The organism is Achromobacter sp. SLBN-14 (genome assembly GCF_006715415.1).
Classification (GTDB): domain Bacteria; phylum Pseudomonadota; class Gammaproteobacteria; order Burkholderiales; family Burkholderiaceae_B; genus Achromobacter; species Achromobacter mucicolens.
This window is the reverse complement of the sequence record NZ_VFNE01000001.1, coordinates 1,043,573-1,064,766: the sequence shown is the minus strand read 5'-3', so window position 1 is coordinate 1,064,766 and position 21,194 is coordinate 1,043,573. Positions and strand designations below refer to the sequence as shown.

Here is a 21,194-nt window from a genome sequence, read left to right as displayed (position 1 = left end):
CCGCCGCGAACCTTGCGAAACCAGCGTATCGGTTCACCTAAGCGTACAAGATGATGACCAGGCTCGAATCCCTGAAAAACAATTTGCAGACCACCCTCGGCGCGGACATCGCGCTGACCGAGGCGCTGGGCGAGCTGACGCTCGAAGTGCCCGCGGAGCAGTGGTTCTCCGTCTGCAACAAGCTGCGCACCGAAGCCGGCCTGCGCTTTGAAACCTGTATCGACCTATGCGGCGTCGACTACCTGACCTGGGGCAACGGCACGCGCCAGCTGCCCGAGGAAACGAACGCCCGCATCCACCGCTCGCGCTACGCTGTCGTGGCGCACCTGCTCTCCATCGAGAACAACTGGCGGCTGCGTGTGCGCACTTGGGCGCCCGACGACGAGTTCCCCATGGTCGCCTCGCTGATCGAGTGCTGGCCCACGGTCGGCTGGTTCGAGCGCGAAGCCTTCGACCTGTACGGCATCGTCTTCGAAGGCCACCCGGACCTGCGCCGCATCCTGACCGACTACGGCTTCATCGGCCATCCCTTCCGCAAGGACTTCCCGCTGTCGGGCACCGTCGAAATGCGCTACGACCCCGAACAACGGCGCGTCATTTACCAGCCGGTCACGATCGATCCGCGCGAGATCACCCCGCGCGTGGTGCGCGAAGACACCTACGGCATGGGGCGTTGAATCATGGCAGACATCAAGAACTACACCCTGAACTTCGGTCCTCAACACCCGGCCGCGCACGGCGTGCTGCGCCTGGTGCTCGAGCTTGACGGCGAAGTCATCCAGCGCGCCGACCCGCATATCGGCCTGCTGCATCGCGCCACCGAAAAGCTGGCCGAACACAAGACCTACATCCAGGCGCTGCCCTACATGGACCGCCTGGACTACGTGTCCATGATGTGCAACGAGCACGCCTACGTCATGGCCATCGAAAAGCTGCTGGGCGTAGAAGCCCCGCTGCGCGCGCAGTACATCCGCGTGATGTTCGATGAAATCACCCGCCTCTTGAACCACCTGATGTCGCTGGGTTCGCACGCGCTCGACGTGGGCGCCATGGCGGTGTTCCTGTATGCCTTCCGTGAACGCGAAGACCTGATGGACTGCTACGAAGCGGTGTCGGGCGCGCGCATGCACGCGGCCTACTACCGTCCGGGCGGCGTCTACCGTGACCTGCCGGATTCCATGCCGCAGTACGGCGACTCCAGCAAGTACCGTGGCGACAAGGAAATCCGCGCCATGAACGACGCGCGTTCGGGCTCGCTGCTGGATTTCATCGAAGACTTCACCAACCGTTTCCCAGCCTGCGTCGACGAGTACGAAACGCTGCTCACCGACAACCGCATCTGGAAGCAGCGCCTGGTCGGCATCGGCGTGGTCGATCCCGATCGCGCCAAGGCGCTGGGCTTCACCGGCCCGATGCTGCGTGGCTCGGGCGTCGCATGGGACCTGCGCAAGATGCAGCCCTACGAAGTCTACGACCTGCTTGATTTCGACATCCCCGTGGGTGTCAACGGCGATTGCTACGACCGCTACCTGGTCCGCGTCGCCGAGATGCGCCAGAGCAATCGCATCATCCGCCAGTGCGTGGAATGGCTGCGCAACAATCCCGGCCCGGTCATGATCGAGAATCACAAGATCGCCCCGCCGTCGCGCACCGCCATGAAGACCAACATGGAAGAGCTGATCCATCACTTCAAGCTCTTCACCGAAGGTTTCCACGTGCCCCCGGGCGAGGCATACGCCTCGGTCGAGCATCCGAAGGGCGAATTCGGCATCTATCTGGTGTCCGACGGCGCCAACAAGCCCTACCGCCTGAAGATTCGGGCGCCCGGCTTTGTCCACCTGCAATCGCTGGATGAAATGTCGCGCGGCCACATGATCGCCGACGCCGTCACCATCATTGGCACGCAGGACATCGTTTTCGGCGAGATCGATCGCTGATCATCCGCCCCAGACAGTCACGAGCACGCCCGCATAACCCGGATTCAAACTATGCTGCTTTCCGAACAGGCCTACCAGAAAATCGACCGTGAACTGGCCAAGTTCCCGGCCGACCAGCGGCAGTCCGCCATCATGGCCTCGCTTGCCATCGCGCAAGAAGAGAAGGGCTGGTTGGCTACCGAAGTCATCGAAGACGTGGCCAACTACATTGGCGTTCCGCCCATCGCGGTCCAGGAAGTCGCCACGTTCTACAACATGTTCGACGTCAAGCCCGTCGGCAAGAACAAGATCGCCGTCTGCACCAACTTGCCCTGTGCCTTGCGCGATGGCGACCGTGCCGGCGAATACCTCAAGCGCAAGCTGGGCGTCGACTACCGCCAGACCACCGAAGACGGCCAGTTCACCCTGGTCGAAGGCGAGTGCATGGGCGCCTGCGGCGACTCCCCCGTGCTGATCGTGAACAACAAGCATATGTGCGTGCGCATGACCGACGAGAAGCTGGACGCGCTGGTCGCGGCCCTCAAGCAGCAAGGAGAGTCGGCATGAATGCGCCTGACCAGTACAAGCAGTTCGCGCAGGGGCTGGACCCCAACCCCCTGAACGACCTGTCCAACTCGATGTGCCTGCACGGCCGGCACATGCAGCCGCAGATCATGGCCGACGTCGACGGCGCCAACTGGCGCCTGGCCGACTACGTCAAGCGCGGCGGCTACGAAGCCCTGAAAAAGATCCTCACCACCGGCATGAAGCCGGAAGACGTGATCGCCGAGGTAAAGGCGTCGGGTCTGCGCGGCCGTGGCGGCGCGGGCTTCCCCACCGGCCTGAAGTGGAGCTTCATGCCGCGCGCCTTCCCCGGCCAGAAGTACCTCGTCTGCAACTCCGACGAAGGCGAACCGGGCACGTTCAAGGACCGCGACATCCTGCGTTTCAATCCGCACATCGTGATTGAAGGCATGGCGATCGCGGCCTACGCCATGGGCATCAGCGTCGGGTACAACTACATCCACGGCGAAATCTTCGAAGTCTACGAGCGCTTCGAAGAAGCCCTGGAAGAAGCGCGCGCCGCCGGTTTCCTGGGCGACCGCCTGTTCGGTTCCGACTTCAGCTTCCAGCTGCACGCATTCCACGGTTACGGCGCCTACATCTGCGGCGAAGAAACCGCGCTGCTGGAATCGCTGGAAGGCAAGAAGGGCCAGCCGCGCTTCAAGCCGCCGTTCCCGGCCAGCTTCGGCCTGTACGGCAAGCCCACCACGATCAACAACACGGAAACGTTCGCGGCGGTGCCGTGGATCATCCGCAACGGCGGCCAGGCCTACCTGGAAGTCGGCAAGCCGAACAACGGCGGCACCAAGCTGTTCTCGATCACTGGCGACGTCGAGCGTCCCGGCAACTACGAGATCCCGCTGGGCACCCCGTTCTCGACCCTGCTGGAACTGGCAGGCGGCATGCGCGGCGGCAAGAAGCTGAAGGCGGTCATTCCCGGCGGCTCGAGCGCCCCGGTCCTGCCCGCCGACATCATGATGGAATGCACGATGGACTATGACTCCATCGCCAAGGCCGGCTCGATGCTCGGCTCCGGCGCGGTGATCGTCATGGACGAGACGCGTTGCATGGTCAAGTCGCTGCTGCGCCTGTCGTACTTCTATTTCGAAGAAAGCTGCGGCCAGTGCACGCCGTGCCGCGAAGGCACCGGCTGGCTGTACCGCATGGTGCACCGTATCGAGAACGGTCAAGGCCGTCCGGAAGATCTGGAGCTGCTGGACAACGTGGCCGCCAACATCATGGGCCGCACCATCTGCGCCCTCGGTGACGCCGCCGCCATGCCCGTACGTGGCTTCCTCAAGCATTTTCGCGACGAATTCGCGCACCACATCGAGCACAAGTCTTGTGTGGTCCCGCAATATCTGTAGGTCTCAGGAACAGCAATGGTTGAACTAACCGTCGACGGCAACAAGGTCGAAGTGCCCGAAGGCAGCATGGTCATGCATGCCGCCCAGAAAGTCGGGCTTTACGTGCCGCATTTCTGCTACCACAAGAAACTGTCCATCGCGGCCAACTGCCGGATGTGCCTGGTTGAAGTGGAAAAAGCGCCCAAGGCGCTGCCCGCCTGCGCCACGCCCGTGACCAACGGCATGGTCGTCCACACCTGCTCGGAGAAGGCTCGCGCCGCTCAGAAGTCGGTGATGGAATTCTTGCTCATCAATCACCCCCTCGACTGCCCGATCTGCGATCAGGGCGGCGAATGCCAGCTGCAGGATCTGGCCGTGGGCTACGGCGGTTCTTCCTCGCGTTACCAGGAAGAAAAGCGCGTCGTGTTCCACAAGGACCTGGGCCCGCTGGTGTCGGCCGAGGAAATGTCCCGCTGCATCCACTGCACCCGCTGCGTGCGCTTCGGCCAGGAAATCGCCGGCGTCATGGAACTGGGCATGCTGGGCCGTGGCGAACACTCCGAGATCACGACCTTCGTCGGCCGTTCGATCGAGTCCGAACTGTCGGGCAACATGATCGACATCTGTCCGGTGGGCGCGCTGACCTCCAAGCCCTTCCGCTACAGCGCCCGCACCTGGGAACTGGCTCGCCGCCGTTCGGTCAGCCCGCACGACAGCCTGGGCGCCAACCTGGTCGTCCAGGTCAAGGGCGACCGCGTGATGCGCGTGGTGCCGTTCGAGGACGAAGCCGTCAACGAATGCTGGATCAGCGATCGCGACCGCTTCTCGTACGAAGGCCTGAACAGCGAAGACCGCCTGTCCGCCCCGATGATCAAGGGCACCGACGGAAAGTGGCAGGAAGCCTCCTGGGCCGATGCCCTGCAGGCCGTGGCCCAAGGCCTGTCGCGCGTGCGTGACAGCTTCGGCGCCGGCCAGATCGGCGCCCTGGCGTCCGAATACGCCACGACCGAGGAATACGCGCTGCTGGGCCGCCTGGTCCGCGCGCTGGGTTCCGAGAACATCGACTTCCGCCTGCGTCAGACCGACCCGGCCTTCGACGCCGCGCTGACCGGCGCGCCGTGGCTGGGCATGCCCATCGCCGAACTCGACAACCTGGACCGCGTCCTGGTCGTCGGCTCGTTCCTGCGCAAGGACCACCCGCTGATGGCCCAGCGTCTGCGCCAGGCCGCCAAGCGCGGCACGCAGATCCTGATGGTCGACAGCGCCGCCGACGATCCCCTGATGCCCGTGACCGCGCGCATCACAGTGGCCCCGTCGGAACTGGCGCGCGCGCTGGCCGAAGTGGCCGTCGCGCTGGCCCAGGCCAAGGAACAGGCCGTGCCGGCCGAGTTTGCCTCGGTGACGCCGGGCGAAAACGCCAAGCTGATCGCCGCCAGCCTTGCCTCGGGCGCCAACACGGCCGTCCTGATGGGCAACCTGGCCGTCGCCAGCGCTCAGGCCACCACCCTGGCCGCCAACGGCCGCGCCGTGGCTGACCTGTCGGGCGGCAAGTTCGGCTTCCTGACCTCGGGCGGCAACACCGTCGGCGGCTACCTCGCCGGCGCCATCCCGGGCAAGGGCGGCAAGACCGCCGCAGCCATGCTCGCCGAACCGCTCAAGGCCTACATCGTCCTGCACGCCGAGCCGCTGCTCGACGCCGACAACGGCCAGCAAGCCATCGCCGCGCTGCGCGGCGCGCAGTTCGCCGTCGCGCTCACGCCTTACCGTTCGGCCGCTGCCGAATGGGCGGACGTGATGCTGCCGGTGTCGCCGTTCACGGAAACCTCGGGCACGTTCGTCAACGCCCAAGGCCTGGCCCAGAGCTTCAAGGGCACGGTCACGCCGTTCGGCCAGACCCGTCCGGGCTGGAAGGTGCTGCGCGTGCTGGGCAACGTCCTGCATCTGGCCGGCTTCGACGACGAGACCTCCGAGTCCGTGCGCGACGCCGTGCTGGCCAGCGGCGTCGAAGGCCGCCTGTCCAACGACGTCAAGGCCCCGCTGGGTCTGGGCCAGGCCCTCACCGGCCTGGAACGCGTCGCCGATGTGCCGATCTACCGCACCGACGCCATGGTGCGCCGCTCGGAACCGCTGCAGGCCTCGCCGGCTTCGAAGAAGCCCGCCGCCGCCATGAACGGCCGTACCCTCACCAGCCTCGGCTTGACCGCCGGCGTCAAGGTGCGCGTGTCGGCCGGGCAGGGCGCCGTCGAACTGGAAACCGTGCAGGATGATGCCGTGGCCGATCGCGCCGTGCGCATTTCCGCCGCCTTCGAAACTACCGCTGCCCTGGGCGGCGCATTTGGTCAAATCAGCGTGGAGCGTGCCTGATGGAATGGCTCAATGTTCTTGAAAGCCACGGTCAGGCATTGCTGGGCCCGACGGTCTGGATGGTCCTCTGGACCCTCATCAAGATCGTGGTCATCGCCGTGCCCATCATCCTGTGCGTGGCGTACCTGACGTACTGGGAGCGCAAGATGATCGGCGCCATGCACGTGCGCATGGGTCCGAACCGCGTCGGCTTCAAGGGGCTGCTGCAGCCTTTCGCAGACGTCTTCAAGCTGCTCACCAAGGAAGTCGTCGTTCCCAGCCAGGCCAACAAGGTGCTGTTCGTCGTGGCCCCCGTGGTCACGCTGATGCCCGCGCTGGCTGCCTGGGCGGTCGTGCCCTTCGGTCCCGACGTCGTGCTGGCCAACGTCAATGCCGGCCTGCTGTACATCATGGCCATCACGTCCATCGGCGTGTACGGCGTGATCGTCGCTGGCTGGGCGTCCAACTCCAAGTACGCGTTCCTGGGCGCGCTGCGCGCCTCGGCCCAGATGCTGTCGTATGAACTGGCCATCGGCTTCGTGCTGGTGACGGTGCTGCTGGTGTCCGGCAGCCTGAACATGTCCGAGATCGTCAACGTGCAGAACCGCGGCTGGTTTGCCGACAAGGGCCTGACGTTCATGTCCTGGAACTGGCTGCCGCTGTTGCCGCTGTTCGTGATCTACGTGATCTCGGCCGTCGCGGAAACCAACCGCCACCCGTTCGACGTGGTGGAAGGCGAATCCGAAATCGTGGCCGGCCACATGGTCGAATACTCGGGCATGGCCTTCGCGCTGTTCTTCCTGGGCGAATACGCCAACATGATCCTGCTGTCCTGCATGGCGTCGATCATGTTCCTGGGCGGCTGGGCTTCCCCGATCGATATCGCGCCGCTGACCTGGATTCCGGGTTGGATCTGGCTGGGTCTCAAGACGTTCGTCGTGGTCTCGTTGTTCGTGTGGTTCCGGGCCTCGTTCCCGCGCTACCGCTACGACCAGATCATGCGTTTGGGTTGGAAAATCTTCATCCCGCTGACCGGCGTCTGGCTGGTCGTGGTGGCGATCTGGATGCAGACGCCCTGGAACATTTGGCGCTAAGCGCCAAGCAGAGGCAGGATATGGAAGCGATCAAGGATTTCTTCGGCAGCCTGATGCTGACCGAGTTGCTCAAGGGCATGCGCCTGACGGGCAAGTATTTCTTCAAGCGCAAGGTCACCTTGCGCTACCCCCAGGAAAAGACCCCTGCGTCGCCGCGTTTCCGCGGCCTGCACGCGCTGCGCCGCTACCCCAACGGGGAAGAGCGCTGCATCGCGTGCAAGCTGTGCGAAGCCGTGTGCCCGGCGCTGGCGATCACGATCGAGTCGGATCAGCGCGACGACGGCACCCGCCGCACGACGCGCTACGACATCGACCTGACCAAGTGCATCTTCTGCGGCTTCTGTGAGGAAAGCTGCCCCGTGGACTCCATCGTGGAAACGCACATCCACGAATACCACGGCGAAAAGCGCGGCGACCTGTATTTCACCAAAGACATGCTGCTCGCCGTGGGCGACCGCTACGAAGCCGACATCGCCCGCCGCCGGGCCGAAGACGCGCCTTACCGCTGAAGCCCAGGGTCTGATCCATGACTTTTACCACTGTCCTTTTCTACATACTGGCCGCCGTGCTGGTGATCGCGGCCTTCCGCGTGATCACCGCGCGCAGCGCGGTCACCGCCGTTCTGCACCTGATCCTGGCGTTTGCCAACGCGGCCATGCTCTGGATGCTGCTGGGCGCCGAGTTCCTCGCGCTGCTGCTGGTGCTGGTGTACGTGGGCGCCGTAATGGTGCTCTTCCTCTTTGTCGTGATGATGCTCGACATCCGCATGGACACCCTGCGCCAGGGCATGAAGACCTACCTGCCGCTCGGCCTGGTCATCGGTCTCGTGCTGGTGCTGGAAGTGTCCTTCGTGCTGGGCACCATCTGGTACGGCTCCGGTCCGCAGGCGCAACTGCCCAGCGACTACAACAACGCCCGCGCGCTGGGCGAGGCGATGTACACGCAGTACGTCTACGCCGTTGAAGTGGGCGCCGCGCTGCTGCTGGTCGGCATGGTTGCCGCAATCGCGCTGACCCTGCGCCGCCGCCGCGACGTGAAGTACAACGACCCGGTCGCCGCTGTCCGCGTGCGTGCGAAGGACCGCTTCCGCATGGTGAGCATGCCCGCCCAGAGCGAGCGCGCCCAGGCCAAGCGTGACGCGTCGAACGGTGCCGCGCCCCAAGGAGAAAAACAATGACGCTGACGCTGGCCCACTATCTGATCCTTGGCGCAATCCTGTTCGCCATCGGGATCTTCGGCATCTTCCTGAACCGCCGCAACCTGATCATTCTCCTGATGTCCATCGAGCTCGTGCTCCTGGCCGTCAACATGAACTTCGTGGCGTTCTCCAGCTGGTTTGGCGACACCGCCGGCCAGGTGTTCGTGTTCTTCATCCTGACCGTGGCCGCCGCCGAAGCGGCGATCGGCCTGGCCATCCTGGTGCTGCTGTTCCGCAACCTGAACACGATCAACGTTGACGAACTCGATCGCCTGAAGGGCTGACGGGGTATTGGAAGAAAATGTCTAGCTCACCCAATCTCTACCTGCTCATCGCGCTGGCGCCGCTGGCCGGAGCAATTCTCGCGGGCCTTTTCGGCACCGGGTTCCTGGGCCGTCCCATCGGCCGCCGCGCCTCGCACGTCATCACCATCCTGGGCGTGCTCATCTCCGCCATCGGTTCGGTGGTGGTGCTGGGCGACGTGCTGAACGGCCTGCGCTTCGACGGCGCGGTCTACACCTGGAGCCTGATCGGCCAGACCAAGCTGGAAATCGGCTTCCTGATCGATCCGCTGTCGGCCATGATGATGGTCGTGGTGACCTCCGTGTCCCTGATGGTGCACATCTACACCATCGGCTACATGGCTGACGATCCCGGCTACCAGCGCTTCTTCTCGTACATCTCGCTGTTCACGTTCTCCATGCTGATGCTGGTGATGTCGAACAACATGGTGCAGCTGTTCTTCGGCTGGGAAGCGGTGGGCCTGGTGTCCTACCTGCTGATCGGTTTCTGGTACACGCGCCCCACGGCGATCTTCGCCAACATGAAGGCGTTCCTGATCAACCGCGTCGGCGACTTCGGTTTCGTGCTGGGCATTGGCCTTCTGTTCGCCTACGCCGGCACCATGCACTACGGTGAAGTCTTCGCGCAGGCCGACAAGCTGGCCGGCATGACGCTGCCGGGCTCCGACTGGATGCTGCTGACGGTGGCATGTATTTGCCTGTTCATCGGCGCCATGGGCAAATCGGCCCAGGTTCCGCTGCACGCCTGGCTGCCCGACTCGATGGAAGGCCCGACCCCGATTTCCGCGCTGATCCACGCCGCCACCATGGTGACGGCCGGCATCTTCATGGTCGCGCGTTTCTCGCCGCTGTTCGAACTGTCGGATACCGCGCTGTCGTTCATCATCGTGATCGGCGCCATCGGCGCGCTGTTCCTGGGCATCCTGGGCATCATCCAGAACGACATCAAGCGGGTCATTGCGTATTCCACGCTGTCGCAGCTGGGCTACATGACTGTCGCGCTCGGTGCGTCGGCCTACTCGGTCGCGATCTTCCACCTGATGACGCACGCGTTCTTCAAGGCGCTGCTGTTCCTGGGTGCGGGTTCGGTCATCATCGGCATGCACCACGACCAGGACATCCGCAACATGGGCGGCCTGCGCAAGTACATGCCCATCACCTGGATCACCTTCCTGCTGGGCACACTGGCGCTCGTCGGCACGCCGTTCTTCTCGGGTTTCTACTCGAAGGAAAACATCATCGAAGCCGCCGGCCAGGCCAACGTCTGGGGCGCGAGCTTTGCCTACTATGCCGTGCTGATCGGCGTGTTCGTCACGTCGCTGTACTCGTTCCGCGTGTACTTCCTGGTCTTCCATGGCAAGGAACGCTTCGACACCAGCGACCACGGCCACGGCCATGACGCGCACGGTCACGACGATCACGGCCACGACGACCACGGCCATGGCCACCACGGCGGCAAGCCGCACGAGTCGCCCTGGGTCGTCACGCTGCCGCTGGTCCTGCTGGCCATCCCGTCGGTGTTCGTCGGCGCCTGGGCGGTCGACCCGATGGTGTTCGGCAAGTTCTTCGACGGCGTCATCAAGGTGCTGCCGCAGCAGCATCCCGCCATGCACGTGCTGAGCGAGGAATGGCACGGCTGGGTCGCCTACGGCCTGCATGCCTTCCAGACCCTGCCGTTCTGGCTGGTCGTCGCGGGCTTCGTCATCTCGTGGTACTGCTACCTGATCAACCCCAAGGTGCCGGCCGCCATCAAGGCCAACCTGTCGGGCGTGAACAAGATCCTCGAGAACAAGTACTACGTCGACTGGTTCAACGAGCAGGTCATCGCGCGTGGTCTGCGCTGCCTGGGCCGCGGCCTGTGGCAGACCGGTGATCGCGGCATCATCGATGGCATCCTGATCAACGGCAGCGCCCGTGTCGTGGGCTGGGTGGCAGCCATCAGCCGCCACCTGCAGTCCGGCTTCATCTATCACTACGCGTTCGCAATGATCATCGGCGTCATGGCGCTGGTGACTTTCTTTGTGCTGATTCCCCAATGATGGCAAGCGAGATGGCATCCAACACTTTTCCCTGGCTCACGCTTGCGATCTTTGTCCCGATCGTATTCGGCCTGCTGGTGCTGGCGGTGGGCCGTGACGACCGTCCCGGCCTGACGCGCGGCCTGTCGCTCGTCGGCGCGATCGCCGGCTTCCTGGTCACGATTCCGCTCTACACCGGGTTCGATTCCTCCACGGCCGCCATGCAGTTCGTGGAGAAGACCTCCTGGATCGAGGCCTTCAACGTCAATTACCACCTGGGCATCGACGGCATTTCGATGTGGTTCGTGCTCCTGACCGCGTTCATCACCATCATCGTGGTGCTGGCCGGCTGGGAAGTCATCACGAGCCGCGTCGCGCAATACATGGCCGCCTTCCTGATCCTGTCGGGTCTGATGGTGGGCGTGTTCTGCGCGCTGGACGGCATGCTGTTCTACGTGTTCTTCGAAGCCACGCTGATCCCGATGTACATCATCATCGGTGTCTGGGGCGGACCGAACCGCGTGTATGCGGCGTTCAAGTTCTTCCTGTACACCCTGATGGGTTCGCTGCTGACGCTGGTCGCGTTCGTCTACCTCTGGAATGTCTCGGGCGGTTCGTTCGACATCCTGACCTGGCAGCAGACCAAGCTGGGCTATACCCCGCAGATCCTGATCTTCGTGGCGCTGCTCGCGGCTTTCGCGGTCAAGGTGCCGATGTGGCCGGTTCACACGTGGTTGCCGGACGCCCACGTGGAAGCGCCCACGGGTGGCTCCATCGTGCTGGCCGCGATCATGCTGAAGCTGGGCGCCTACGGTTTCCTGCGCTTCTCGCTGCCGATCGCGCCTGACGCCTCGCACAGCCTGGCCGGCCTGATGATCACGCTGTCGCTGATTGCCGTGATCTACATCGGTCTGGTCGCGATCGTGCAGGACGACATGAAGAAGCTGGTGGCCTATTCGTCGGTCGCTCACATGGGCTTTGTCACGCTGGGCTTTTTCATCTTCAACACGGCCGGCGTCGAAGGCGCCATCGTGCAGATGATCTCGCACGGCTTCGTGTCGGGCGCCATGTTCGTGTGTATTGGCGTGCTCTATGACCGCATGCACTCGCGCCGCATCGCCGACTACGGCGGCGTGGTCAACGTGATGCCGCGCTTTGCCACGTTCTTCATCCTGTTCTCGATGGCCAACAGCGGCCTGCCGGCCACCAGCGGCTTCGTCGGCGAATTCATGGTGATCATGGGCGCTGTCGAGCACAACTTCTGGATCGGCCTGCTGGCAGCTACTGCCCTGATCCTGGGCGCGGCGTATTCGCTGTGGATGGTCAAGCGCGTCGTCCTGGGCGATGTCGCCAACGACCACGTGCGCGAGCTGACCGATATCAACCGCCGCGAATTCGTGATTCTTGGCGTGATGGCGATCGCCGTGTTGTACATGGGGATCTATCCCAAGCCCTTTACCGACGTCATGCACGTGTCGGTCGAGGCCCTGCTGCAACACGTTGCCGTCTCGAAACTGTAAGACAAGACAATGATGCAATCCCAAATCGATTTCGCCTTGGCGACACCGGAAATCCTTCTGCTGATTTTCGGCCTGGCTATCCTGCTCATCGACGCGGTCAGCAATCACCCCGAGCGCAAGCCGACGTTTCTGCTGACCATGCTTGCCCTGGGCGTGCTGACCGTCGTGTCGGCCGTGCAGTGGAAGAACGGCGTGGCTGGCTCGACGTTCAACGGCCTGTACGTCACGGACGAGCTGTCGCACCTGCTGAAGATCGCTTCGTACCTTGCCGTCGGCGTCACGCTGATCTACGGCCGCGTGTATGCGCAGGTTCGCGACATGGTGCGCGGCGGCGAACTCTACGTGCTGACGCTGTTTGCCCTGCTGGGCCAGATGGTCATGATCTCCTCCGGGAACCTGATCTCCATCTACCTGGGTCTGGAGCTGATGTCGCTGGCGCTGTACGCGCTGATCGCCCTGCGCCGCGACAACGTCGTGGCCACCGAAGCCGCCATGAAGTACTTCGTGCTGGGCGCGCTGGCCTCGGGCTTCCTGCTGTACGGCATGTCCATGATCTATGGCGCGACGGGTCACCTTGACCTGACCGAAGTGTCCAACGTCATCGCCGCCGGCAAGGCCGAGAAGATGGCGCTGGTGTTCGGCATCGTGTTCCTGGTGTCGGGCCTTGCGTTCAAGCTGGGCGCCGTTCCGTTCCACATGTGGGTGCCGGACGTCTACCAGGGTTCGCCCACCGCCGTCACGCTGATTCTGGGCGGCGCGCCCAAGCTGGCCGCTTTTGCGATCACGCTGCGCCTGCTGGTCGACGGCCTGCACGGCCTGGCCACCGACTGGCAGCCGATGCTGATGATCCTGGCGGTGCTGTCGCTGGCCATCGGCAACCTGACCGCCATTGCGCAAACCAACTTCAAGCGCATGCTGGCTTACTCGACCATCTCGCACATGGGCTTCGTGCTCCTGGGCCTGATGTCGGGGTCGGTGGCCGGCAAGCCGGAACTGTCGTCGGCCGCCTACGGCGCCTCGCTGTTCTACATGCTGACCTACGTGCTGACCACGCTCGCCAGCTTCGGCATCGTGCTGCTGCTGTCGCGCCAGGGCTTCGAGTGCGAGCACATCGACGACCTGAAGGGCCTGAACCGCCGCAGCCCGTGGCATGCCGCCATCGTGCTGCTCCTGATGTTCTCGTTGGCCGGCATCCCGCCGCTTGTGGGCTTCTACGCCAAGCTCGCCGTGCTGCAGGCGCTGGTTTCCGCCGGCCACGTGACGCTGGCTGTGGTCGCGGTGCTGTTCTCGCTGATTGGCGCGTTCTACTACCTGCGCGTGGTCAAGGTCGTCTACTTCGACGAACCGGCGGCCGACGCCGCCCCGATGGTGGCCACGGCCGGCCAGCGTGGCGTGCTGTCGATCAACGGCGCCTTGATCCTGGTGCTGGGTCTGTTGCCGGGTGGCCTGATGGCCCTGTGCGTGCAGGCTATCCGCTCGTCGCTGAGCCTCTAAGGAACGGATAACAGCCATGAACCAGACGCTGGCGGTGTGGCTGTTGATCGCGCTGGCGCTTGTCAGCGCGAATCTTCCTTTCCTGACCGAGCGCGTCTTCGCCGTGCTGCCCTGGAAGCAGGGTGGGGCGGTGGCGGTCAAGCCGTTCTGGTTGCGGCTGGTCGAGGTGCTGGTTTTTTACGCCATCGTCGGCGCGCTGGGCTTTGCGTTCGAATCCACGCTGGGCAACCGCTTCGCCCAGACCTGGGAGTTCTACGCCATCACGCTCAGCCTGTATCTGGTGCTGGCGTATCCCGGGTTCGTGTACCGGTACCTCTTCAAGCGGCATCCTCGCCTTCGGGTCTGAGTCCTGCCCAGCACAAAATAGCGCCCCGATGTCGGGGCGTTTTTTTTTGTCCTGCGCATGCCGGCAGGGGCTTGTGACCCTTCCGGATCCCACCGTTGATCTGCCCCCGATTCGAATCGCCGGCCGCTTCGCATTTGCGGCAGATCAACTCTGTTGTTTTTTCATCTTTTAGATCATCAACAGCCTGTCATTCAGGTTTCATTCAGCGCCTCGGTTCAGAATCGCAAACGACAAAAAAACAAGAATCGTTGCTATTTACATTCTGGAGAAGCTGGATTGAAGCCCCAAGATTCGTATTCGCTGAATACGCTCGCCACGTCGCTGGCTGCTGCGATAGCCGCCCCCGCTTTGTTCGTCAGTCCCTATGCCGCAGCGCAGTCCGCTGACAGCGGCGTGACGCAGTTGTCGCCCGTCCGCGTGGAGGGCGAAAGCTCGTCGTACCAGACGTCGACCGCGCAGTCTCCCAAGATGACGGCGCCGTTGCTGGACACGCCGCGCACGGTGCAGGTTGTGCCGCAGCAGGTGATCCAGGATCAGGCGGCATCCACGCTGCAGGACGTGCTGCGCAACTCGCCGGGGATCACGTTCGGCGCGGGTGAGGGCGGCCGTCCGGGCGGTGACCTGCCCATCATTCGCGGCCAGAATTCGGCCGGCAGCATCTTTCTGGACGGGATCCGCGACAGCAGCACGCAGGTGCGCGATACCTTCAATCTGGAGCAGGTCGAGATCATCAAGGGACCGGATTCGGTGTACTCCGGCCGCGGCGGCGCGGGCGGCAGCATCAACATGGTCAGCAAGACGCCAAAGGCCACGGACTTCACCGAAGCCACGGCGCAGATCGGCACGGACAACAACTACCGCGCCACGATCGACAGCAACTGGCGGTTGGGCGAGAAGGCGGCGTTCCGCCTGAACGTGATGGGCAACAAGGGCGACACGCCGGGCCGCGATGACGCAGTGGACTTCGAGCGTTGGGGCGTGGCGCCGTCGCTGATGCTGGGCGTGGGCACGCCGACGCGCATCACGCTGAGCTACTACCACTACCAGGACGACAGCATGCCCGATTACTCCATTCCGTATGACCCGAAGTCGGGTCAGCCGGTGACGGAGACCATGGGCGTGAGCCGCAAGTCGTTCTATGGCCTGACCGGCCGCGACTTCATGAAGACCCGCGATGATGTCGCCACCGTGGACTTCCAGCATGACTTCTCGGACAAGCTGCAACTGCGCAACGTAACGCGCTATGGCCGCGGCACGACGGATTTCGCGGCGACCAATCCCGACGACAGCAAGGGCAACATCCCGAACGGGCTGGTGTATCGCGCGCTCAAGTCCGGCTATTACGTCACCAAGACGTTCGCCAACCAGACGGACCTGACGGGCGAATTCGAGACCGGCAGCCTGAAGCACTCGTTCGACCTGGGCTTCGAGTACAGCAACATCAAGCAGGACAAGGACAGCTACACCCAGACGATCGCGCGGGGCCCGATGAACTGCAAGGTCAGCGCTACGGACCTGTCGAACCCGGCGCTGTGCACGTCGCTGTGGGATCCGAATCCCCACGACGACTACACCGGCAAGCTGACCCGCAACAACAATCCTGCCGTCTACAACACGGACACGTTGGCCCTCTACGGCTTTGACACCATCAAGTTCAACGAACAGTGGCAAGCCAGCCTGGGCGCACGCTGGGACAACTACCGCACCAGCGGCAGCAACATCGCGCGCGGCCGCAACGATCCGTCCAGCACCCCCGCGTTCTACAGCACGAGCCGTGAGGACAACCTCTTCAACTACCAGGTCGGCCTGGCGTACAAACCCGTGCCCAACGGCACGATCTACGCGACCTACGGCACCTCGTCGACGCCGTCCGCCATTGCTGGCGGAGCGATCAGCGATGCGACCTCGCTGTCGACGTCTTCGCTGGAACCGGAAAAGAGCCGCACGGTGGAGCTGGGCACGAAGTGGCAGGTGTTCGATGACAAGCTGACGCTGTCGGCCGCGGCGTTCCAGGACATCCGCAAGAACACCAGCGTGGCGGTGTCGGCGACCGAAGTGGCACAAGTGGGCGAAGCCAAGGTGCGCGGCATCGAGCTGGGATTCTCGGGCGCCATCACGCCGAAGTGGAACGTGTTCGGCGGCTACACCTTCATGGACAGCGAAATGACCAAGGGCGCCTACAACAGCGGCGCCGTCGGCCAGGACCTGCCCAACACGCCGCGCAACGCCTTCAGCCTGTGGACGACCTACAAGGTCCTGCCCAAGCTGACGGTCGGCGGCGGCGCGTACTACGTCGACAAGGTGTACGGCAACTCGGACGCCACGAAGAACGCCGACGGCACGCCCAAGGCGCGCTGGGTGCCGTCGTACTGGCGCTTCGACGCGATGGCCGGCTATGAGTTCAACGAGCACTTCTCGGCGCAGTTGAACGTGCTGAACATCTTCGACGAAACGTACTACACCAAGGCCTACGCTGCGCACTACGCGGCGCTGGGCACGGGCCGGGCGGCGCTGCTGTCCCTGCGCGTGCGGTACTGATGGCGGGGCGCCGCGTCAGCGGCGCCTGCCTGCATGAAAAAAGCCACCTCGTTGCTGAGGTGGCTTTTGCTTTTGGGCGGTGGCTGGCATGCGTTGCGGCGCGGTGTCAGACACCTTTGAGGAGACCTTTGAGGCAGGATCAGCTCTCGAACCAGTTCAGCACGCCGTCCAATCCGGAGACGTTCAGCGCGTAGCGCGTCTGCTGACGCACCAGCGGCTTGGCGTGGTAGGCCACCGGAAAGCCGGCGTTGGCCAGCATCTTCAGGTCGTTGGCGCCGTCGCCCATTGCGATGATCTGATCCGTCGAGGCGCCGTGCGTGCGCGCGAAGTCGCGCAGGTGGGCGGCCTTGGCGTCGGCGTCCAGGATGTCGCCCAGCACGCGGCCGGTGAGCACGCCGTCTTCGATTTCCAGTGTGTTGGCGTGTGCGCTGTCCAGGTTCAGGCGGGCGCGCAGGCGTTCCGTGAAGAAGGTGAAACCGCCCGACACCAGCAGCACCTTGATGCCGGCGGCCTGGGCCGTCGAGATCAGGCGTTCGGCGCCCGGGTTCAGGCGCAGCTTTTCCTCGTAGACCTGGTCCAGCGCGCCAGCCGGCGCGCCTTTCAGCAGCGCGACCCGCCGGCGCAGGCTTTCGGCGAAATCCTTGATCTCGCCGCGCATGGCGGCCTCGGTGATCTCCGACACCTTGTCTTTCACGCCGACCACGCCCGCGATCTCGTCGATGCATTCGATGTTGATCAGGGTCGAGTCCATGTCCATGGCCAGGACCTTGCAGTGGGCAAGCTTTAGTCCGGCAGGCACGAAGGCGGCGTCCACGCCGCGCGCCTCGGCGAAGGCGCATACCACCGCGCGCGTCTCGTCGTCGTGCTGTACGTCGAGCAGGCGCGCCGCGGTGTTGCTGATGCGCGCCACGCCCTGGGCCTGGGCCAGCGCGGCAAGCTGCTCCGCATGTTCGATGGCGAGGCCGGGGGATTGAACGACGAGATTGTGGGTAGTCATGGCGGAAGGGAAGGAGAGTCGGGGTTACTTGAGCGCGCGCAGGACGGCGCGCACGGCGTCCGCCCTGGCGGGAATGAGGGGGGCCTTGATCTCGGCGCGCAATTTGTCCTGTCCGGCCAGCTTGATGTGACGCTGCCGCTGGACGAGGTCGATGATGCGGGCCGGATCGACCGAGGTCTTGGGGCCGAACTGGATCAGGGCCTGCGCTTCGCTGGCGTCGATCTTGACGATGCCCAGCGGCTGGGCCGCAAGGCGCAGGCGATGCGTGGCCAGCAGGGTCTGGGCCGCTTCCGGCAGCTTGCCGAATCGGTCGATCAGTTCTTCCTGGATGTGGATCAGGTCATCTTCGTCGGCGGCGTGCGCCAGCCGCTTGTAGATGGCCAGGCGCGCATGCACGTCGGCGCAATAATCGGACGGCAGCAGCGCCGGGGCGTGCAGGTTGACCTCGCACGCCAGGTTGAAGGGCGCGTCCAGGTCGGGTTCTTCGCCGGCGCGCAGCGCGCGCACGGCCTCGTTGAGCATCTCGTTGTACATCGAGAAGCCCACTTCCTGGATGTTGCCCGACTGCGAGTCGCCCAGCACTTCACCGGTGCCCCGGATTTCGAGGTCGTGCATCGCCAGGTAAAAGCCCGAGCCGAGCTCTTCCATGGCCTGGATGGCTTCTAGCCGCTTCTTGGCGTTGCTGGTGATGGCGTCCTCGCCCGGCGTCAGCAGGTAGGCGTAGGCCTGATGGTGCGAGCGCCCGACGCGTCCGCGCAACTGGTGAAGCTGCGCCAGGCCGAAGCGGTCGGCGCGATGGATCACGATGGTGTTGGCGCTGGGCACGTCGATGCCGGTTTCGATGATGGTGGTGCACAGCAGCACGTTGTAGCGCTGCTGGTAGAAGCCCTTCATCACCTGTTCGAGTTCGCGCTCGGGCATCTGGCCGTGCGCGACGGCAATCCGGGCCTCGGGCACCAGTTCTTCAAGGCGCGCCCGGCGGTTGTGGATGGTCTCGACCTCGTTGTGCAGGAAGTAGCACTGGCCGCCGCGCTTGAGTTCGCGCAGCAGGGCCTCGCGCAGCGTGCTGCCGTCTTCGCGCCGCACGAAGGTCTTGATGGCCAGGCGCTTCTGCGGCGCCGTGGCAATGACGGAGAAGTCGCGGATGCCTTCCAGCGACATGCCGAGCGTGCGGGGAATGGGCGTGGCGGTGAGCGTCAGGACGTCGACCTCGGCCCGCAGCGACTTGAGCGCTTCCTTCTGGCGCACGCCGAAACGGTGTTCCTCGTCGATGATGACCAGACCCAGCCGCTTGAACTTCACATCTTTCGACAGAATCTTGTGCGTGCCGATGACGATGTCGACCCGGCCGTCGTTGATGCCTTCGATGGCGGCCGACACTTCCTTGGCCGAGCGGAAGCGCGACAGTTCCACCACGCGTACGGGCCAGTCGGCGAACCGGTCGGTAAAGGTCTGGGCGTGCTGCTCGGCGAGCAGGGTGGTGGGGCACAAGAGCGCCACCTGCTTGCCATTGGCGACGGCCAGGAACGCGGCGCGCAGCGCGACTTCCGTCTTGCCGAAGCCGACGTCGCCGCAGACCAGGCGGTCCATCGGGCGGCCCGAGGTCATGTCGCTGATGACGGCCTGGATCGCGGCGGCCTGATCGGCCGTCTCTTCGAAGCCGAAGCCCTCGGCGAAGGCCTCGTAGTCGTTCAGCGGCAGGTTGAACGCAAAGCCTTCGCGCGCGGCGCGCTGCGCATACAGCGCCAGCAGTTCCGCAGCGGTGTCGCGCACCTGCTTGGCCGCCTTGCGGCGGGCCTTGTCCCATTGCCCCGAGCCCAGCTGGTGCAGCGGCGCGGCTTCCGGATCCGCGCCGCTGTAACGGGCGATCACGTGCAGCTGCGACACCGGCACGTACAGCGTGCTGCCGTTGGCGTATTCAAGATGAAGAAACTCCATCTCGCCTTCGCCCATGTCCATGTTGACCAGGCCGTGGTAGCGCCCGATGCCGTGCTGGGCGTGGACGACGGGATCGCCCTCGCGCAGCTCGGACAGGTCGCGCACCATGGCTTCGACGTTGCTGGCGCGCTCCTGGTCGCGCTTGCCGCGGCGTCCCGGCGTTGCCAATCCGGGGTAGAGGTCGTTCTCGGTCAGAAAGGCGAGGTTTGCGTCCGGCAGCTGGAAGCCCACGCCCAGCGGCGAGGCGACGATGCCGAAATGCGCGTCCGACGCCAGGAAGGCTTCGATGGTCTCGGGCTGCGCGTCGGGCGTGACGCCGAACTCGTGCAGCATCTGCACCAGGGTTTCGCGGCGCCCCGCGGAATCGGCGCACAGCAGCACGCGGGTCTGGCCCGCCTGCACCAGCGTGCGCAGCTTGGCGATGGGATCCTCGGCGCGGCGCGCCACGCTGACATCGGGCGCGGCCCGGAAGTCGGGGTGCGGCTGGCCGGCAGTCAGCGACAGGCGGCGAAAGGCCTTCAGCCGGCCATACAGCGATTCGTTATCCAGGAACAGGGCCGAGGGCGGCAGCACGGGACGTTCGCGATCGCTCTTCAAGAAGCCGTAGCGGCTGGCCGTGTCCTGGTTGAAGCGCTGGATCGCGTCGTCGATGTCGCCGACCGTGACCATGACCGTGCCTTCGGCCACGTAGTCGAACAGCGTGGCGGTCTCTTCGAAGAACAGCGGCAGGTAGTACTCGACGCCGGCAAAGGGGATGCCGTTGCCGATGTCCTTGTAGGGCAGGGCGCGCGAGGGATCGCCTTCGAAAATTTCCCGAAAGCGCGCGCGGAACCGGTTGCGCGCGTCCTCGTCCATCGGGAATTCGCGGCCTGGCAGCAGCTGGACCTCGCGCACGGGGTACAGGCTGCGCTGGGTGTCCACGTCGAAACTGCGGATGGTCTCGATTTCGTCGTCGAACAGGTCCAGGCGGTACGGCACCACCGAGCCCATCGGGAACAGGTCGATCAGGCCGCCGCGCAGGCAGAATTCGCCGGGCGCGGTCACCTGGGTGACGTGGTTGTAATTGGCCAGCGTGAGCTGCGCGCGCAGCGCCGCTTCGTTCAGCCGGTCCTTCTGCTTGAACGAGAACGTGTAGGCGGCCAGGAACGAGGGCGGCGCCAGCCGGTACAGCGCCGTGGTGATGGGCACGGTCAGCACGTCCACCGTCTTCATCATCAGCGAATGCAGCGTGTGCAGGCGCTCCGAAATCAGGTCCTGGTGCGGCGAGAACGCATCGTAGGGTAGCGTTTCCCAGTCGGGCAGCTGCCGCACGCGCAGACCGGGCGCGAACAGCTGGATTTCCTCGGCCAGGCGCTGCGCTTCCAGGGGCTCGGCCGTCAGGATGACCAGCGGGCCGCCGGCCTGGCGGGCCAGATCCGCCAGCAGCCAGGCGTCGCCGGAGCCCGGCGGCCTGGGCTGCGCGTAGCGCGTGCCGGGCTTCAGCGCGGACAGGGTGGGAACCGTGGCGGGGACGGGGGGGGCGGCCGTGGCGGAGGAGGAAGGGGCGGGCATCAGGCTGGAAGCGGACATCAAGCGAACGA

16 protein-coding genes are annotated in these 21,194 nt (G+C 64.6%); 14 read left to right on the top strand and 2 right to left on the bottom strand.

Annotated features, from left to right (window positions below):
* Nucleotides 1-50: 50 nt before the first annotated feature.
* The 14 genes from FBY20_RS04860 (at nucleotide 51) to FBY20_RS04795 (ending at nucleotide 16,679) form a co-directional block, all read left to right on the top strand.
* Complete coding sequence (locus FBY20_RS04860; RefSeq protein ID WP_056321712.1) at nucleotides 51-677, top strand: NADH-quinone oxidoreductase subunit C; 627 nt, start codon at nucleotides 51-53, stop codon at nucleotides 675-677.
* Between the two features lie 3 nt (nucleotides 678-680).
* Nucleotides 681-1,937, top strand: coding sequence for an NADH-quinone oxidoreductase subunit D (locus tag FBY20_RS04855; RefSeq protein WP_128827634.1), 1,257 nt, complete (start codon nucleotides 681-683; stop codon nucleotides 1,935-1,937).
* A gap of 51 nt (nucleotides 1,938-1,988) precedes the next feature.
* Complete coding sequence (nuoE, locus tag FBY20_RS04850; protein ID WP_056321718.1) at nucleotides 1,989-2,483, top strand: NADH-quinone oxidoreductase subunit NuoE; 495 nt, start codon at nucleotides 1,989-1,991, stop codon at nucleotides 2,481-2,483.
* Nucleotides 2,480-3,847 (top strand): NADH-quinone oxidoreductase subunit NuoF, encoded by a 1,368-nt coding sequence (nuoF, locus tag FBY20_RS04845; protein ID WP_142050375.1) that lies wholly within the window; start codon nucleotides 2,480-2,482, stop codon nucleotides 3,845-3,847. The genes nuoE and nuoF overlap by 4 nt, the downstream gene beginning before the upstream one ends.
* A gap of 15 nt (nucleotides 3,848-3,862) precedes the next feature.
* The gene (gene nuoG / locus FBY20_RS04840; RefSeq protein WP_142050372.1) at nucleotides 3,863-6,190 is read left to right on the top strand and encodes an NADH-quinone oxidoreductase subunit NuoG; all 2,328 of its coding nucleotides are present in this window, start codon (nucleotides 3,863-3,865) and stop codon (nucleotides 6,188-6,190) included.
* Nucleotides 6,190-7,263: an NADH-quinone oxidoreductase subunit NuoH gene (nuoH, locus tag FBY20_RS04835; RefSeq protein ID WP_056321725.1), complete on the top strand. Its 1,074-nt coding sequence runs from the start codon at nucleotides 6,190-6,192 to the stop codon at nucleotides 7,261-7,263. Before nuoG ends, nuoH begins: the two co-directional genes overlap by 1 nt.
* 20 nt (nucleotides 7,264-7,283) lie before the next feature.
* Complete coding sequence (gene nuoI / locus FBY20_RS04830; RefSeq protein ID WP_008161196.1) at nucleotides 7,284-7,772, top strand: NADH-quinone oxidoreductase subunit NuoI; 489 nt, start codon at nucleotides 7,284-7,286, stop codon at nucleotides 7,770-7,772.
* A gap of 17 nt (nucleotides 7,773-7,789) precedes the next feature.
* Nucleotides 7,790-8,440: an NADH-quinone oxidoreductase subunit J gene (locus FBY20_RS04825; RefSeq protein WP_062840512.1), complete on the top strand. Its 651-nt coding sequence runs from the start codon at nucleotides 7,790-7,792 to the stop codon at nucleotides 8,438-8,440.
* Nucleotides 8,437-8,745: an NADH-quinone oxidoreductase subunit NuoK gene (gene nuoK / locus FBY20_RS04820; protein WP_006217969.1), complete on the top strand. Its 309-nt coding sequence runs from the start codon at nucleotides 8,437-8,439 to the stop codon at nucleotides 8,743-8,745. Before FBY20_RS04825 ends, nuoK begins: the two co-directional genes overlap by 4 nt.
* A gap of 17 nt (nucleotides 8,746-8,762) precedes the next feature.
* Nucleotides 8,763-10,802, top strand: coding sequence for an NADH-quinone oxidoreductase subunit L (nuoL, locus tag FBY20_RS04815; protein ID WP_142050370.1), 2,040 nt, complete (start codon nucleotides 8,763-8,765; stop codon nucleotides 10,800-10,802).
* The gene (locus FBY20_RS04810) at nucleotides 10,799-12,301 is read left to right on the top strand and encodes an NADH-quinone oxidoreductase subunit M (RefSeq protein ID WP_142050367.1); all 1,503 of its coding nucleotides are present in this window, start codon (nucleotides 10,799-10,801) and stop codon (nucleotides 12,299-12,301) included. Before nuoL ends, FBY20_RS04810 begins: the two co-directional genes overlap by 4 nt.
* A gap of 9 nt (nucleotides 12,302-12,310) precedes the next feature.
* Nucleotides 12,311-13,795, top strand: a complete 1,485-nt coding sequence (nuoN, locus tag FBY20_RS04805) for an NADH-quinone oxidoreductase subunit NuoN (protein ID WP_056321736.1) — start codon at nucleotides 12,311-12,313, stop codon at nucleotides 13,793-13,795.
* 16 nt (nucleotides 13,796-13,811) lie between these two features.
* Complete coding sequence (locus FBY20_RS04800) at nucleotides 13,812-14,141, top strand: DUF2818 family protein (protein ID WP_056321739.1); 330 nt, start codon at nucleotides 13,812-13,814, stop codon at nucleotides 14,139-14,141.
* A gap of 276 nt (nucleotides 14,142-14,417) precedes the next feature.
* Complete coding sequence (locus FBY20_RS04795) at nucleotides 14,418-16,679, top strand: TonB-dependent siderophore receptor (RefSeq protein WP_142050365.1); 2,262 nt, start codon at nucleotides 14,418-14,420, stop codon at nucleotides 16,677-16,679.
* Between the two features lie 139 nt (nucleotides 16,680-16,818).
* On the opposite strand, the gene serB is transcribed toward FBY20_RS04795, so the two are convergent.
* Both serB and mfd read right to left on the bottom strand, forming a co-directional pair.
* Nucleotides 16,819-17,676, bottom strand: coding sequence for a phosphoserine phosphatase SerB (gene serB / locus FBY20_RS04790; protein WP_062840517.1), 858 nt, complete (start codon nucleotides 17,674-17,676; stop codon nucleotides 16,819-16,821).
* A gap of 24 nt (nucleotides 17,677-17,700) precedes the next feature.
* Nucleotides 17,701-21,183 carry a transcription-repair coupling factor gene (gene mfd / locus FBY20_RS04785; RefSeq protein WP_174245385.1) on the bottom strand — a complete coding sequence of 1,161 codons (3,483 nt, stop codon included), beginning with the start codon at nucleotides 21,181-21,183 and terminating at the stop codon, nucleotides 17,701-17,703.
* Nucleotides 21,184-21,194 lie beyond the last annotated feature (11 nt).